Origin of the sequence: Wenzhouxiangella marina, from assembly GCF_001187785.1 — a bacterium.
Lineage (GTDB): Bacteria > Pseudomonadota > Gammaproteobacteria > Xanthomonadales > Wenzhouxiangellaceae > Wenzhouxiangella > Wenzhouxiangella marina.
In genome coordinates, this window is record NZ_CP012154.1 from 1,548,837 (window position 1) to 1,563,761 (window position 14,925).

17 protein-coding genes are annotated in these 14,925 nt (G+C 66.7%); 3 read left to right on the forward strand and 14 right to left on the reverse strand.

Annotated elements, in window-relative coordinates; translation table 11 throughout:
* Window positions 1–111: 111 nt before the first annotated feature.
* Complete coding sequence (locus tag WM2015_RS06435) at window positions 112–840, reverse strand: OmpW/AlkL family protein (RefSeq protein ID WP_049725273.1); 729 nt, start codon at window positions 838–840, stop codon at window positions 112–114.
* 167 nt (window positions 841–1,007) lie between these two features.
* On the opposite strand from WM2015_RS06435, the gene WM2015_RS06440 reads away from it, so the two are divergent.
* Window positions 1,008–2,534, forward strand: a complete 1,527-nt coding sequence (locus WM2015_RS06440) for a cryptochrome/photolyase family protein (protein WP_049725274.1) — start codon at window positions 1,008–1,010, stop codon at window positions 2,532–2,534.
* Window positions 2,535–2,555: 21 nt separating this feature from the next.
* Here WM2015_RS06440 and nadC read toward each other — a convergent pair whose 3' ends face one another.
* Together nadC and WM2015_RS06450 are read right to left on the reverse strand one after the other, a co-directional pair.
* Complete coding sequence (gene nadC, locus WM2015_RS06445; RefSeq protein WP_049725275.1) at window positions 2,556–3,392, reverse strand: carboxylating nicotinate-nucleotide diphosphorylase; 837 nt, start codon at window positions 3,390–3,392, stop codon at window positions 2,556–2,558.
* Window positions 3,389–3,658, reverse strand: a complete 270-nt coding sequence (locus WM2015_RS06450; RefSeq protein WP_049725276.1) for a Trm112 family protein — start codon at window positions 3,656–3,658, stop codon at window positions 3,389–3,391. Before WM2015_RS06450 ends, nadC begins: the two co-directional genes overlap by 4 nt.
* 100 nt (window positions 3,659–3,758) lie before the next feature.
* Here WM2015_RS06450 and purE point away from each other — a divergent pair, with 100 nt between their 5' ends.
* Both purE and WM2015_RS06460 read left to right on the forward strand, forming a co-directional pair.
* Window positions 3,759–4,256 carry a 5-(carboxyamino)imidazole ribonucleotide mutase gene (gene purE, locus WM2015_RS06455; protein WP_049725277.1) on the forward strand — a complete coding sequence of 166 codons (498 nt, stop codon included), beginning with the start codon at window positions 3,759–3,761 and terminating at the stop codon, window positions 4,254–4,256.
* Window positions 4,253–5,380 carry a 5-(carboxyamino)imidazole ribonucleotide synthase gene (locus WM2015_RS06460; protein ID WP_082169523.1) on the forward strand — a complete coding sequence of 376 codons (1,128 nt, stop codon included), beginning with the start codon at window positions 4,253–4,255 and terminating at the stop codon, window positions 5,378–5,380. The genes purE and WM2015_RS06460 overlap by 4 nt, the downstream gene beginning before the upstream one ends.
* Here WM2015_RS06460 and WM2015_RS06465 read toward each other — a convergent pair.
* The 11 genes from WM2015_RS06465 to WM2015_RS06515 form a co-directional block, all read right to left on the reverse strand.
* Window positions 5,335–6,405, reverse strand: a complete 1,071-nt coding sequence (locus tag WM2015_RS06465) for an ABC transporter ATP-binding protein (protein WP_049725278.1) — start codon at window positions 6,403–6,405, stop codon at window positions 5,335–5,337. The two genes, WM2015_RS06460 and WM2015_RS06465, sit on opposite strands and share 46 nt — an antisense overlap.
* Window positions 6,402–7,577, reverse strand: a complete 1,176-nt coding sequence (locus WM2015_RS06470) for an aspartate aminotransferase family protein (RefSeq protein ID WP_049725279.1) — start codon at window positions 7,575–7,577, stop codon at window positions 6,402–6,404. The genes WM2015_RS06465 and WM2015_RS06470 overlap by 4 nt, the downstream gene beginning before the upstream one ends.
* A gap of 35 nt (window positions 7,578–7,612) precedes the next feature.
* Window positions 7,613–8,191 carry a superoxide dismutase gene (locus WM2015_RS06475; RefSeq protein WP_049725280.1) on the reverse strand — a complete coding sequence of 193 codons (579 nt, stop codon included), beginning with the start codon at window positions 8,189–8,191 and terminating at the stop codon, window positions 7,613–7,615.
* Window positions 8,192–8,321: 130 nt separating this feature from the next.
* Window positions 8,322–8,927 (reverse strand): ribonuclease T, encoded by a 606-nt coding sequence (rnt, locus tag WM2015_RS06480; RefSeq protein WP_211260970.1) that lies wholly within the window; start codon window positions 8,925–8,927, stop codon window positions 8,322–8,324.
* A gap of 130 nt (window positions 8,928–9,057) precedes the next feature.
* The gene (locus tag WM2015_RS06485; RefSeq protein ID WP_049725282.1) at window positions 9,058–9,810 is read right to left on the reverse strand and encodes an HvfC family RiPP maturation protein; all 753 of its coding nucleotides are present in this window, start codon (window positions 9,808–9,810) and stop codon (window positions 9,058–9,060) included.
* An 88-nt stretch (window positions 9,811–9,898) separates the two neighbouring features.
* Window positions 9,899–11,029, reverse strand: coding sequence for an NAD(P)/FAD-dependent oxidoreductase (locus tag WM2015_RS06490; RefSeq protein WP_049725283.1), 1,131 nt, complete (start codon window positions 11,027–11,029; stop codon window positions 9,899–9,901).
* Window positions 11,030–11,112: 83 nt separating this feature from the next.
* Window positions 11,113–11,775: an endonuclease III gene (nth, locus tag WM2015_RS06495; RefSeq protein ID WP_049725284.1), complete on the reverse strand. Its 663-nt coding sequence runs from the start codon at window positions 11,773–11,775 to the stop codon at window positions 11,113–11,115.
* Window positions 11,772–12,455, reverse strand: a complete 684-nt coding sequence (locus WM2015_RS06500; protein ID WP_049725285.1) for an electron transport complex subunit E — start codon at window positions 12,453–12,455, stop codon at window positions 11,772–11,774. The genes nth and WM2015_RS06500 overlap by 4 nt, the downstream gene beginning before the upstream one ends.
* 213 nt (window positions 12,456–12,668) lie before the next feature.
* On the reverse strand, window positions 12,669–13,304 hold the full coding sequence (locus tag WM2015_RS06505) for an RnfABCDGE type electron transport complex subunit G (protein WP_049725286.1): 636 nt from the start codon (window positions 13,302–13,304) through the stop codon (window positions 12,669–12,671).
* Window positions 13,301–14,344, reverse strand: a complete 1,044-nt coding sequence (locus tag WM2015_RS06510) for an RnfABCDGE type electron transport complex subunit D (RefSeq protein ID WP_281173138.1) — start codon at window positions 14,342–14,344, stop codon at window positions 13,301–13,303. Before WM2015_RS06510 ends, WM2015_RS06505 begins: the two co-directional genes overlap by 4 nt.
* Window positions 14,341–14,904 (reverse strand): PH domain-containing protein, encoded by a 564-nt coding sequence (locus WM2015_RS06515; RefSeq protein WP_049725287.1) that lies wholly within the window; start codon window positions 14,902–14,904, stop codon window positions 14,341–14,343. Before WM2015_RS06515 ends, WM2015_RS06510 begins: the two co-directional genes overlap by 4 nt.
* Window positions 14,905–14,925: the final 21 nt, after the last annotated feature.

The following is a 14,925-nucleotide window of genomic DNA, read 5'->3' on the forward strand; positions in this document are numbered from 1 at the left end:
TGATTCGCTTTTTCTGCGTCAAGGGTCGGAATTCTATACCCCTGGGACGGGGTGGGGGTGGAACCCGGGCCAACGGGAGGGGTGGCCCGGGTTCCGTATGCCGGGGACGTCTTAGAAACGCATGCCCAGCGTGGTCGAGAAGACGATCGGATCGATGTCGTGGGTAATCCGGCTCGTCAGGGTGGTGGCAAAGCCCTGACCGTCCTCGGTGCGCGTGGTCAGCTTGGCATCGGCCTCGATGTCGATCCAGCGCAGGTCGAAGTTCAGGAAGAAGGCATCGCTGATCTGCCAGTCGGCGCCGATCTGGAAGGCCAGACCGAAGCTGTCGTCGATCGACAGACTCGTGCTGCCGCCCGTGTAGTCCGTGCCCAGCAGGGCATTGGAGGTGCCGATGATGCCCTGGTGCAGGGTGTCATTGGCCTTCTCGTCGAAGAACAGCGTCCAGTTGACGCCAACGCCGGCGTAGGGGCGGAAGTTGGCGTCCGGTGCGAAGTGGTACTGCACGCTCAGGACCGGCGGCAGGTGACGGGTGGAGCCGAGCTCGCCGAGACCCCCCAGAACGTTATCGCCTTCGATGTCATGCTTGAAGGGCGCGGCGGCCAGGACTTCCAGGCCGATGTTGTTGGTGGCCATGTAGGTGGCATTGATGACGAAACCCAGCTGGTCCTGCACGTCGATCTGGTAGCCGTCCAGACGGCTGCCTTCGAAGTTCAGGCTGTTGCTGTCACCGGTCGGATTGACCCAGCCCGCGCCAGCGCGGACGATCCAGTCGCCCTGGGATTGGGCCATGGCACCGGTGGACAGGAGGGTGGCTGCGGCAAGCAGGCTGAGGCGTTTCATTGTTCGTTCTCCAGTGTTGAGTGGTTTGGGGCAATCGATGAGTGAATGGTACGAGTCGTCAGGTGAAAGAGACTTGACCGTGGTCAATTCCGGCGCCTCGTCGACATCACCCTGCCCATCCCGCTGCTAGGCTCCGCCGCTCGACTGGAATTCACGTGGAATAGGCCATGGCCAAGCTGGGATTGATCTTCGGCGACCAGCTCAATCTGGATCACGCGGTCCTCGCGGCCCTGGACCCGAGCAAGGACCGCTTGCTGATGGGCGAGCTGGCCGACGAGGCCAGCTATGTCGACCATCACATCCAGAAGATCATGCTGGTCTTTTCGGCCATGCGGCATTTCGCCCGGGAGCTGAACGAGCAGGGCTGGCGGCTCGACTACCATCGCTTCGCGGCGGGCTCGGAGATCCGTTCCTTCACGGATCTGCTCAGGGCCGGCCTCGAGGGGCGCGACATCGACGAGGTGGTCGTCAGCTGGCCGGGGGAATGGCGGGTGCTCGAACAGGTCCGGGCATGGGAGCGCGAGCTGGGTGTGCCGGTGACGGTGCTGCCTGACACGCGTTTTCTCTGCCCGCTCGAGGACTTCGAAGGCTGGGCGAAGGGACGCAAGCAGCTCCGGATGGAGCTGTTCTATCGCCAGATGCGCCGCAAGACCGGCTACCTGATGGACGGCGACGAACCCGTCGACGGTCAATGGAATTTCGACAAGGACAACCGCAAGCGCTGGCCCGGGGAGCCGGCGCCGCCCGAGCCCATGCATTTCCAGCCCGATGAGGTGGTGCAGGAGGTGGTCGGCGATCTGGCCGGCGTGATCGAGGGTTTCGGCGAGGCCGAGGGCTTCGACTGGCCGGTCACTCGCGCGCAGGCCCGGCGGGCGCTGACGCACTTCATCGACAAGGCGCTGCCCCTGTTCGGGGACTATCAGGACGCCATGCACGACGAGCAGGATTATCTGTTCCACAGCCGGATCTCGAGCAGTCTGAACCTGGGGCTGCTGTCGGTGGGCGAAGCCTGCGACGCGGCCGAATCGGCCTGGCGCTCGGGCAGCGCGCCGATCAATGCGGTCGAAGGCTTCATCCGCCAGATCATCGGCTGGCGGGAGTACGTGCGCGGTATCTACTGGATGAAAATGCCGGACTATGCCGAGCGCAACGCCCTTGGCAACGATCAGCCGCTGCCTGGCTGGTACTGGACGGGCCGGACGCGCATGCACTGTCTGCGCTCGACCATCGAAGCGACCCGGCGCAATGGCTACGCCCACCACATCCAGCGCTTGATGGTGACCGGCAACTTCGCCCTGCTGCTCGGGGTGATTCCGAAGGAAATCTGCGATTGGTACCTGGCCGTGTACACGGACGCCTACGACTGGGTCGAGCTACCCAATACCCTGGGCATGGTGATGCACGCGGACGACGGTCTGCTCGCTTCCAAGCCCTATGCGGCCAGCGGCAAGTACATCGATCGCATGAGCAATTACTGCAAGGGCTGCGCCTACTCGGTCAAGGAGACGGTGGGTGAGCAGGCCTGTCCCTTCAATGCCCTGTACTGGGACTTCCTGATCCGCCATCGGGAGCGCTTCGAGGCCAACCATCGCATGCGGATGATGTATCGCAACGTCGACCGCAAGTCGTCGGAGGAAGTCGAAGCCATCCAGGCGCGGGCGCGCTGGATCAAGGGGAACATCGAGGCCGTTTGATCCGGCCGACGGGGGAAGGAATCAGTCGGAAAAGCGCAGCGACAGATCCAGCGGGGTGATCCGCTTGGTCAGCTCCCCGACGGAGATCTCGTCGACGCCGGTCTCGGCGATCGTCCGCACCGTATCCAGGGTGACGTTGCCGGAGGCTTCGAGGATCGCCTGGCCATTCGCCCGAGCTACGCCCTCGGCCAGGGCCTCGAGGCTGAAATTGTCGAGCATGATGCGGTCGGCGCGCGCCTGCAGGGCCTGATCGAGCTCGTCGAGGGTCTCCACCTCGACCTCCACGGCCAGGGTGGGGAACCGGTTCCGTGCCGCGGCCACGGCCGGTGCGATGCCCCCGGCGGCGGCGATGTGGTTCTCCTTCAGCATGATCAGGTCGTAGAGGCCGAGACGGTGGTTGTGACCGCCGCCGACGCGCACCGCGTACTTTTGGGCCACGCGCAGGCCCGGCAGGGTCTTGCGCGTGTCGAGAATCTTCGTGCCAGTGCCGTCCACCGCCGCGACATAGGCCGCCGTTCGGGTCGCGATGCCGGACAGCAGCTGGATGAAATTCAGGGCCGTGCGCTCGGCGGTCAGCAGGGCCCGCGCCGGGCCATCGAAGCGGGCCAGGATCCGACCGGCTTCGAGCGCGTCGCCGTCCTCGACCTCCCACCGACAATCTCCGGCATCGAGGCCGCAACGCTCGAAGGCGCGCTCGGCCCAGGCGCGGCCTGCCATCACGCCGGCATCGCGGCTGATCAGGGTGGCGCGCATGCGGGTCGCTTCCGGGATCAGCGCCGCCGACGCATCGCCGGGGCCGATGTCTTCGTCCAGCGCGAGCTGAACGTCGCGATCGATGCTCGAATCGAGGGGATTCAAAGGGCTTCGTCGAACTGGGTAGTTCCGATGCCACGTTCGGCGAGCAGCACCGGAATGCCGTCGACGATCGGATAGATCACCTTGTGGTTGCGAGTGATCAGCGCTGCGTTCAGAGGCTCCTTGACCGGCTGATGGTCGACGGTTTCGACCCCGCCCTGTTCGATGGCTCGATTGAGCTTCTTCAGGCGGTCACGGGACAAGGGCAGCAGGGGCTCGTGGCTGACCGGGCAGCAGAGGATATCGAGAAGGTGGTCTGGAAGCGTCATGGGCGTCATTCTACCTTGGCGGAGGTGCTCAGCGGCGTTTCGCTCGGCTGCTGGCCCTGATAATATTGAGCGTTTTCCCCGACGGGGCAAGGACGTCGAGATGGATCAAGCAGTGCAGGTGGGCATCATCATGGGTTCCCAGAGTGATTGGGACACCCTGCGGCACACGGCCGAGACCCTCGAAGCCCTGGAGATCGGCCACGAGACGCGGGTGGTGTCGGCACATCGCACGCCCGATCGAATGTTCGAGTACGCCGAGCAGGCGGCCGAACGGGGGCTGAAAGTGATCATCGCCGGCGCTGGCGGTGCGGCGCATCTGCCGGGCATGGTCGCGTCCAAGACCGAGCTGCCGGTGATCGGCGTGCCGGTCCAGTCACGCACCCTCAACGGCGTCGATTCCCTGCTCTCGATCGTGCAGATGCCTGGCGGCGTGCCCGTCGGCACGATGGCCATCGGCAAGGCCGGCGCGATCAATGCCGCCCTGTGGACCGCCGCCATGCTGGGCAGCTTCGATCCGGCCATCCAGGCGCGCTATCGGGCCTGGCGCCGGGCCCAGACCGAGCGTGTGCTGGCCGACGATCGTCCAGGCCAGTCGTGAAGATCGGTATCCTCGGTGGCGGCCAGCTGGCCGCGATGATGGCCCAGGCAGGCGCACCTCTGGGCATGGACTTCGTGTTCCTCGATCCGGCCGCCGATGCCTGCGCGGGCCACCATGGCCAGCTGCTGGTCGATGACTGGGCGTCCGCGCCGGAACGCACGGAACTGGCGGCCTGCGATCGCCTGACCTGTGATTTCGAAAACGTGTCGGCCGAGGTGCTCGAGGCCCTGGCCGAGCGGCAGACCGTGCGACCCGCCCCGTCGGCCTTCGCCGCGGCGCAGGATCGCCTGACCGAAAAGCAGCTGTTCGAGGAGCTCGAGATTCCGCTGGCACCCTTTGCCGCCGTGGACAGCCGGCCGGAGCTGCTCGCTGCACTCGAGCGGATCGGCTACCCAGCCGTGCTGAAGACGCGGCGCTTCGGCTACGACGGCAAGGGCCAGGCCGTGCTGCGCGGCCCGGAGGATCTCGAGCCCGCCTGGGCGGCGCTCGGTGGGAACTCCCTCGTCCTCGAGGGCTGGGTGCCCTTCGAGCACGAATGCGCCCTGACGGCGGTGCGGTCGGCCAGCGGTGAGGTGCGTTTCTATCCGCCCAGCTGGACCTTGCATGCCGACGGCATCCTGCGCGTTACCCTGGCGCCGGGGCGACTTCCCGAACCGACCGTGACCGAGGCCCAGGCCCGTCTGAAGCGCTTGCTCGATCATCTCGACTACGTCGGATGCCTGACCCTCGAGCTGTTTGCGGCTGACTCGGGCCTGCTGGCCAACGAATTCGCGCCGCGGGTGCACAACTCGGCGCACTGGACCATCGAGGGGGCCGAGACCTCCCAGTTCGAGAACCACCTGCGTGCCGTGGCCGATCTGCCGCTGGGCAGCACGGCAGCTCGCGGCGAGTCGATCATGCTCAACTGGATCGGTGCGCTGCCGTCCATCGAGCGCCTGCTCGAGGTGCCGGGCCTGAGCTGGCACGATTACCGAAAGCAGGCGCGCCCGGGTCGCAAGGTCGGTCACGCGACGATCGTGGCCGCGGACCGTGATCAGCTGATCGAACGAGTCGAGACGGTCAAGTCCCGCCTGGATCGTCAGTGGGCGCCGTGGCTCGACAGGGCGCTGGGTGCGCTGGGCTGATCGGCGGGAAACAGCACCAGGTGCTGGGCGTCGAGCTCGACGCCGATCGCCGAATTGACTTCGAAATCGTCATGGCTGGGGAACAGGGCGCTGACTTCCTCGCCACTGTCCAGTCGCAGGCGATAGAGAATGTCCGCCCCCTGAAACTGTCGCGCCACGACCCGGGCATGGGTGCCGCCGGGATCGGGGCGGATGTCGTCGGGCCGGATCAGCAGCGCCACTTCCTCGCCGGGCGGCCGCTCGTCCGGTAGCTCCGAATCTCCCAGCGCATGCACCAGGCGATCGCCTTCGATATGCGCCTTCAGATAGCTCCCGCGGCCGGTGAAGGCGGCGACGTAGCGTGAGGCCGGACGGTGATAGAGCTGGTAGGGCGAATCCCACTGCAGCATGCGGCCGTCCTTGAGCAGGCCGATCCGGTCGGCCAGGGCGAAGGCTTCCTGCTGGTCATGGGTGACGAGCAGGGTGGTCGTGCCGCGGGCCTTGAGCATGCCGCGAATCTCTTCACCCATGCGCCGCCGAAGCCGCGTGTCCAGGTTCGAGAAGGGTTCGTCCATCAGCAGCACGGAAGGCTCGGGTGCCAGTGCCCGGGCCAGGGCGACGCGCTGCTGCTGTCCGCCGGAGAGTTCGTGCGGGTAGCGACGGTCCAGGCCCGTCAGGCCGGTCAGGTCGAGCAGCTGACGGATACGCCGCTCGCGCTCGGCACTGGCCAGGCGGCGGAGGCCGAAGGCGATGTTGCCGGCCACGTCGAGGTGCGGAAACAGGGCATTGTCCTGGAAGACCATGCCGACGTTGCGCTTTTCGGGGGCCACGCGCTTGTTCGGCGAGCTGACCAGCTTGCCGCCGACGTGGATTTCGCCCTCGGTGATGGCTTCGAAGCCGGCGATGGCGCGCAGGGCGGTGGTCTTGCCACAGCCCGAGGCGCCGAGCAGGCAGCCGATTTCACCTTCGGCGAGATGGAAGCTCAGTCCGCGGATGACCGGGGTGTTCTCGTAGCCCAGGACGATGTCGCGAACGTCGAGCGTCATGCCGGGAAGCGCTCCCGGATCAACTCGATGACCGTGTCGGCGATCTGATCGACCTGGGCTTCGTCGACGATCAGGGGCGGCAGCAGGCGGATCGTATTGCCCTGGGTGACGTTGATGATCAGGCCGCGTTCCATGGCCCGGTCCTTCAGTTCCGGCACGTTCTCGCTCAGCTCGACGCCGACCATCAGCCCCTGGCCGCGCACCTCGACCACGTTCGGGTGCGAGTTAAGAGCGTCATGCAGGCGCTTCATCAACTGCTCGCCGCGGGCAGCGGCCCGAGCCGGCAGATCGAGTTCGCGCATCACGGAGATCACTTCCAGCGCTGCTCGGCAGGCCAGGGGATTGCCGCCGAAGGTCGTGCCATGGGCGCCCGGTGCGAGCAGGGCAGCGACTTCCTCCCGCGCCAGGCAGGCACCGATGGGCACGCCATTGCCCAGGGCCTTGGCCACAGTGACGACGTCGGGCCGGACGTCCGGATCGTGCTGGAACGCGAACCATCGGCCGGTGCGCGCCATGCCCGACTGGATCTCGTCGAGCATCAGCAGGGCATCGTGCTCCTTGCACAGTTTGCCGAGGCCGGCCAGGTAGCCTTCCGGCGCGGGTCGCACCCCGCCTTCGCCCTGCACGGGTTCGACCAGGGCGGCGACCAGTTCCGGGTGGTCCTCGAAGGCCTGACGGGCGGCGTCGAGGTCACCGAAGGGGACGCGGATGAAGCCGCCGACCAGGGGGCCGAAGCCGGCCTGGATGGCGGCATTGCCGGAAGCGCTGAGCGCGGCCAGGGTGCGGCCGTGGAAGCTGTGACTGGCGACCAGCACGGCCGGTTGGTCGACGCCGCGTTCGGTGGCGTGACGGCGGGCCAGCTTCAGCGCGCATTCGACCACTTCGGCACCGGAGTTGGCGATGAAGGCGCGGTCCATGCCGCTGATCTCGGCCAGCGCGTCGGCCAGGGCTTCCTGCTGGGGAATATGGACGATATTGGCCGTGTGGATCAGGGTGCGTGCCTGATCGGCGATCGCCTCGGCGATGCGCGGGTGCGCATGGCCGAGGCTGCACACGGCGATGCCGCTCAAGGCATCGAGATAGCGGCGACCCTGGTCATCGTACAGCCAGGCGCCTTCGCCGCGAACCAGGGAGACCGGCATGCGGGCATAGGTATTGAACAGATGCGACATGCCGGGTGGCTCCCTTGGCTCGCGTGCTTGGCCGATCAGCTCAGCTGGGCGGCGACGTGGTCCCAATTGACCAGATTCCAGAACGCGTCCATGTACTTCGGACGGGCGTTGCGGTAGTCGATGTAGTAGGCGTGCTCCCAGACATCGCAGGTCAGCAGCGGCTTGGCGCTGCCGGTCAGCGGGGTCTCGGCGTTGCTGGTCGAGGTGATGGCCAGCTTGCCGTCCGGGTTCTGCACCAGCCAGGCCCAGCCGGAGCCGAAGGTGTTGATCGCGGTCTGCGTGAACTGCTCCTTGAATGCGGCGAAGCTGCCGAAGTCACGGTCGATCAGTTCGGCCAGCGCGCCACCCGGCTCGCCGCCACCGTTCGGGGCCAGGCAGTGCCAGTAGAAGGTGTGGTTCCAGACCTGGGCGGCGTTGTTGAACAGGCCACCGGAGGAGGAACGAATGATGTCTTCCAGCGACTTGTCCGCGTCGGCGGTGCCTTCGACCAGGCCGTTGAGCTTGTCCACGTAGGTCTGGTGGTGCTTGCCGTAGTGGTACTCGAGGGTTTCGGCCGAGATGTGCGGCTCGAGGGCGTCCTTGGCGTAGGGCAGTTCGGGAAGGGTAAAAGCCATGGTGTTCGACTCCTTGCAGGCTTGAATGAATGAAACTGGGCCGCTTGAGCACCAGTGCTCACGGCATTATGCAACATGGTTGTGGAACGGAACGTGTTCAAGTCGATCTCGGTTCCGGTTCCGGTCTTGTCTATTCCAGCTCCTGCAGATGCCGCCATCGGTTGACGATGGTGCAGAACAGGCTGGCCGTGCGCTCCGTGTCGTAGGCCGCCGAGTGCGCCTGGCTGCTGTCCCAGTCCAGGCCGGCAGCATCGACGGCGCGGGCCAGCACCGTCTGACCATAGGCCAGGCCGCCGAGGGTGGCGGTGTCGAAGCAGCTGAAGGGGTGGAAGGGGTTGCGCTTGTAGCCGACCCGTTCGATCGCGGCGTTGAGGAAGCTCAGATCGAAGTGCGCGTTGTGCCCGACCAGGACCGCGCGCTTGCAGTCCGTGTCGCGCAAGGCCTGGCGAACCGGCTTGAGCAGGCTGCGGAGTCCTTCCTCTTCACTGATCGAGGGGCGCAATGGATGGTCGGGGCGGATGCCGTTGAACTCCAGCGCGGCCTGCTCGATATTGGCGCCTTCGAAGGGCGCGAGGTGGCGCACCTTGACTTCACCCGGGTGAAGCCAGCCGTCCTCGTCCATCTCGATGATGCACATGGCCAGCTCGAGCAGGGCGTCGGTGGCCGGGTTGAAACCGCCGGTCTCGACGTCGACGACGACCGGAAGAAAACCTCTGAAACGTTGCGAAATCTGCATGATCGGGCGCGCGCCCATCCCGTGATTGATTCAAGGGCGCCATGATACCGGCTGGGACGTGTCGAGCGTGCAGTCTCGCCGGTTACCAATGCTTCTGGTTGCACTGGGATGGCCCGAGATCCGGACGCGATCAGGCGCGTCGCAGGAGACCTCGACGGGCCAGGGTGGCCAGCAGGTCCCGGCTGGCCTCCAGCAGTTCGTCGACCGGGCGCTCCAGTTCTTCGGCCAGGCGTTCGAGTGCCCGGGCGGCCGTGGCCTGCTCATCGCCCCGCAGCAGCTGCAGCAGGCGGGCCGTGATCGGATTGACCTGCATGAAGGCCACCCGGTCATTGCCCTGGCGATAGACCGCCAGCAGGGTCGCTTCGCCTTGCTCCGGGCGGAATTCGGGACCGATCCGGTGCACGGGCCATCGGTATTCGGCCAGACACAGGGTCGGATTGACCTGGACCCGATCGTCGGCTTCCAGGGACTCCAGCCAGCCGTCCGGGGCGACCTCGGCCTCGTCCAGGCGCACGCAGGTCTCGAGGAACTCCCAGTGGGCCAGCTCGGCCAGCCAGGGCGCCTGCTCGGGATCGGACTCGCCGCGGCGCTCCAGGAAATCCACGAATTCACGGCCGATCTCGGTGAACATCGGCGTGTGGGATCGATGTTCCGCCAGGAATTCCCGGATAAGGGCCTGCCAGTCGGCGTCTTCGTGGAGGCGGCGAATGACCGGGAAATTGCGCGCGAAGAGGTTGCTGAGGTTGTTGAAGAACAGGCGCCGGTAGATCGCCAGGCGCCGCTCTTCGATGCCTTCCGGCGCCGGCGCATGCTCCGGGTCTCGCAGGTGGGCCGCGAAGCGGCGCTGCAACTCCAGCAGTCGCTCGGGGGGCTGCTTGCTCATGCGTGTGACTCCTGCGCTTTGCCGGGGAAGGGGACGGGGCTTCGATGGATCAGACCGTCCCGGGAGCGATTTTCTTGCAGGCCGCCGATCATTTCCGGTACTGGGCCAGGTAGCGGCGCTCGAAGGCGCGCTTGGCCCAGTGCAGGGGTCGCATGGCGGGCAGGGCGAGGCCGCGCTTGCGGCTGCGCGTGACCAGGGCGCCGCGGTCGTACATGTCGATGATGCACATCAGTTCGGTCTCGAAGCGGTGGCGGGTGTCGCGGCCGGCCAGGGCTTCGAGGAGATTGCGGGCGGCGCACTCGGCCTGCAGGTCGGCCATATGGGCCTGTTTCGGCGTCCAGTCCGGTCCCGGGAAGGAGCCCGCGTCACCCGCCACGAAGACCCGCTCGACACCGGGCACGCGGCAGTCCTCGCCGGCCTGGATCAGGCCGCCGGGTGAGCGCGGCAGGGCAGTGGCGTCGAACCAGGGGTTGCCGGTCATCCCCGGCATGAACATCGTCAGATCGGACTCGATGAAGTCCTCACCGATCTCGATGCCCGATTCGCTGATGCGCTTCGGCTTCTGGCCCAGGTGGGTCTGGATGCCACGCCGCTGCATTTCCTTCAGCAGCCGCTCGACGGCCTTCGGGCCGAGGCGTTGTCCCGGGCGCTCGGCGGGGCTGAAGAAGCTCAGTTCGAAGCGATCGCGCCGGCCGTTTCGACGCAGCCATTGATCGATGCCGAACAGGAATTCGAACACGGGGCCACCGCGCATGGCGGCGGGTTCGGCCGGGTTGCCGGCAAAGCCGAAGGCCAGACGGCCGCCGTCGAGGGCCAGCAGGCGGTCCCGGTAGCGAGCGATGGCTTCCGGGCCGCCGCAGGGCAGGGTGCTGTGCTCCAGGCCGGGCAGCTTGTCCAGAAAACCGCCGCCCGAGGCGATGATCAGGGCGTCGTTTTCGATCTCGCCCCGGTCGGTCTGCAGACGTCGGCCATCCTCGCTCAGGCCCGTGGCACGGGCCGGATGGTGGCGGACCCGCATGCGGTCCAGGAAGGCCTCCAGCGGCACGATGAGGTCCTCGGTCTGGCGCTTGCCCGTGGGGATCCAGATCGTGCCGGGGTAGTAGACGAAGCGCGCCTCCGGCGCGATCAGATCGATTTCGATCCCGGGCTCGGCGGCGCGCAGGCTGCGGATGGCGGTGAGGGCCGCGAAGCCGGCACCGACGATGCTCACTCTCGACATGATCTGCCTCGATGACTATTTGATGAGCACATTCTAATGGACTTGGTGCTCCGTTCCCGCATGCCGATCCTTCGTCCGCGGATTCAGGGCGATGGGGGCTCGGCCTGGGCCAGGTATTTCTTCTTCTGCCGCCAGCGGCACAGGTCGACGACCGGGCATTCGGCGCACTTCGGGTTGCGGGCGCGACAGGTGTAGCGACCGTGCAGGATCAGCCAGTGATGCGCATCGAGTAGATAGGCCTCGGGGACGCGCTTGAGCAGGGCCCTTTCAACCGCCAGCGGGGTCTTGCCCGGCGCCAGGCCGGTCCGGTTGCTGACCCGGAAGATGTGCGTATCGACGGCCATGGTGGCCTGGCCAAAGGCGGTGTTGAGGACCACGTTGGCGGTCTTGCGGCCCACCCCGGGCAGCGCCTCGAGCTCCGCGCGGGTTTCCGGGACCTGGCCACCATGCTTCTCGATCAGCATCTGGCAGGCGGCGATGATGTTCTTCGCCTTGCTGTTGAACAGGCCGAGGGTGCGGATATGCTGCTTCAGCCCCTCCTCGCCCAGGGCCAGGATCGCTTCGGGCGTATTGGCCACCTTGAACAGGCGGTCCGTGGCCTTGTTCACGCCCACATCGGTCGATTGGGCGGACAGGGTGACGGCCACCAGCAACTCGAAGGGGCTGGAGTAGTTCAGTTCCGTGACCGGCTTCGGGTTGATCTCGGCCAGGCGGCGGAAGAATTCTTCGCGTTGAGCGGCATTCATGGTTCAGCGGCGGTAATGGCGGGTGTGGGTGATGAGGCCTGGGCGGCCGTGGATGTCGATCGAATCAGACGCTGGCGTACGGCCACCATCAGACCCAGGCCGATGAACGCGCCGGGCGGAAGAATGGCCAGCAGCAAGCCCCACTCGCCGGGCAGCAGCTGCACGCTCAGTCCTTCCGCCCAGGGGCCGAGCAGCAGCTCCGCGTCGGCCATCAGGGTGCCCTGGCCAAGCAACTCGCGTAGCGCCCCTAGGACGATCAGCACCAGTGCGAAACCGATGCCCTGGGCGAGGCCGTCGACCAGGGCGCGACCGACGGGCTGTCTCGAGGCGAAGGCTTCGGCGCGTGCCAGCAGGGTGCAGTTGGTGACGATCAGGGCGACGAAGATGCCCAGACTCTGGCTGAGCGCGCTGAACCAGGCCTGCAGGATCAGATCGATGGCCGTGACCAGGCTGGCGATGATCAGAACGAAGGCCGGAATCCGGATTTCGGGGGCGAGAAAGCCTCGAATCGTCGAGACGATCAGATTGGAGGCCGTGAGCACCAGCAGGGTGGCCAGTCCCAGGCCGAGTCCGTTGATGGTCGTGTTGGTGACCGCCAGCAGCGGGCAGAGCCCGAGCAGCTGCACCAGCCCCGGGTTGTTGCGCCACAGGCCGTCGAGCCAGATGTCGCGGGCCGTCATGCCAGCAACCCCTCGACATGGGACCGACGAATGCGCGCCAGCCCGACCGTCCGTGCCGGCCGACGCGTCCCGATTTCCGGGACCGGCTTGATCAGGCGGCAGGCCAGAACGCGGCCGGCCCGGGATCGGTGAGAGCTCGTTTTCAAGGCAGCCAGTGCTTCGCGTCGGTTCCATCGTGGAGCATAGCGACCCGGGTAGTGAATGCAATCCCCTTCATCGATTGGCCGATGGCGCCTCGCCTTCGGCGGCCCAGATGCGCTCGCGGGCGTGGCGGTAGGCTTCGAGGCTGGTCGCCACGGCATCGATCACGGCGGTGCTCGTGATGGTCGCGCTGGTGAGGGTGTCGAAGGCGCCGCCGCGCTGATCGCTGGCCCAGGCCTCCCTCGGGGGCTGATCGATCGAACGGCCTGCGAACTGATCGATCCAATCGCTCCTGCGGGCCTCGACGCGGTCGCCCAGTCCCGGTGTTTCCCGGTGCTCGACCACGCGCACGCTGATCACCTCGGCCTCCGGCGTGATGGCGATGAGCAGACGGATGTCGCCGCTGTAGCCTCGTGGTGTGCTCATGTCGATGACCGCGGCGCTGGGCTCGCCCTGCAGATACGCTCGATGGACGCGCGCTGAAGGATCCAGCGCCCCGACCGCGATGTCGACCCGGTCCCTGGCCAGGTCGTTGTCGTAGCGCGACGGCGCGAGAACCTGGTTCAGGACGCGCAAAGCCCGTTGCTCCCGGGCCTCGCGGATCGGCGCTTCGGTGACGCGGTTCAGTCCCGCGAGCAGGACCGCCGCCGCGATGGCCAGCAGGGCCAGGGCCAGGGCCGGGCGCCAGGGGAAGGCGGGCTCGCTCATTTCGGATGTCCGTAGGCGCGCGGTCGCGTGTAGCGATCGATCAGTGGAACCAGCATGTTCATCAACAACACGGCAAAGGCCACACCATCGGGAAAGGCACCGAAGCGCCGGATCGCCAGGGTGAGCAGGGCGATGCCGGCACCGAAGACGAGCTTGCCGCGCAGGCTGGCCGGGCCGGAGACCGGATCGGTGGCGATGAAGAAGGCGCACAGCACCAGGGCGCCGGAGAAGACGTGCTGCAGTGGTGAGGGATTGGTGTCCGGGCCGAACAGCCAGACCGGGGTCGCGACGAGGATGACCGTGGCGAGCACCGCCACGGGGACGTGCCAGGAAATGATGCGTCGATAGAGAAGCCACAGGCCCCCGACCGCGTACCAGTTGGCGATCCACTCCCAGCCCAGACCGCCGAAGTCGCCGAAGATGGCCGAGTCGCGAATCTCGGGGATCCGCAGGCCCTCCTGGACTCCGGTGCGCAATGCATCCAGGGGCGTGGCCTGGGTGACCGCATCCCAACCGGCGGCCACGGGGGGCTGGCCCAGGAAAATGGCGCGCAGGCTATCGAGCAGTCCGGGCACCTCGTTGGCCAGACTGCGCGGGGTGAGCCAGTGGCTCATCTCGATCGGGAAGGCGATGATCACGGCCGCGAAACCGACCATCGCTGGATTGAACAGGTTGAAACCCAGGCCGCCATAGAGCTGCTTGGCCAGCACGATGGCAAACAGCATGCCCGTCGCGGCCACCCACCAGGGCGCGAGTGGCGGCAGGCAGAGCGCCAGCAGCACGCCGGTGACCACGGCACTCCAGTCGCTCAGGAACAGGGCCAGCGGCCGCTGGCGGAGGCGCAGCAGGACGGCCTCGAAGGCCAGTCCGAATCCGCAGCAGAGCAGGATCTGAACGAAAATGCCCGGGCCGAAGTACCAGGCATGGGCCAGGATGCCGGGCACCAGGGCCAGCAGCACCTGGCGCATCACCCCGGCGACGGTGGTCGATGGCGGCAGATGCGGCGCGCCGGCCGCCTCGAAGTGGCGGCCTTCGGTCACCCGGTCGGTCCCTTGTCCTTCGTCAGGCCCGCTTCGATGCGCTGCAGGCTGTCGCGAATGCTGATCAGGATGTCGCGCGTGTCGCTGCCCAGTTCGGCCGCGGCCGCCGTGCTCGGCCTGGCCGGGGCCTCATCGTCGTCGCTGATTCGATCGCGTTGTTCGAGCACGGCATCGCGAAAGGCGTCGACGTCGCGGATGCCGACGACGCTGACCAGGGCGCCGGTCGAGGACTGGCCAGCGGTTTCCACGCGCATGCCCTTGATGTCGAACAGGCGCATCAGAGGACCCTGGTACAGGGCCAGATCGGTGATCTTCTCCAGCGGGATCGTCTTCTCCTCGCGATTGAAGATGCCGCGACGCACGAGCAGATCGCGACGGGTCAGCACGACTTCCAGGCGGTCGTAGTATCGGCGCATCGCCCAGGCGGCCAGGGGCAGGGTGATGGGCAGCAGGGGAATGGCGAAAATCATGCAGATGGACAGAATCGCCACGCCCCAGAGGTGGTAGCGCACCACGCCGGGGAGGATTTCGGCTTCCATCAGGATCTTGGTCTTTCGCATGTTCGGTGTCCTAGGTAGAGG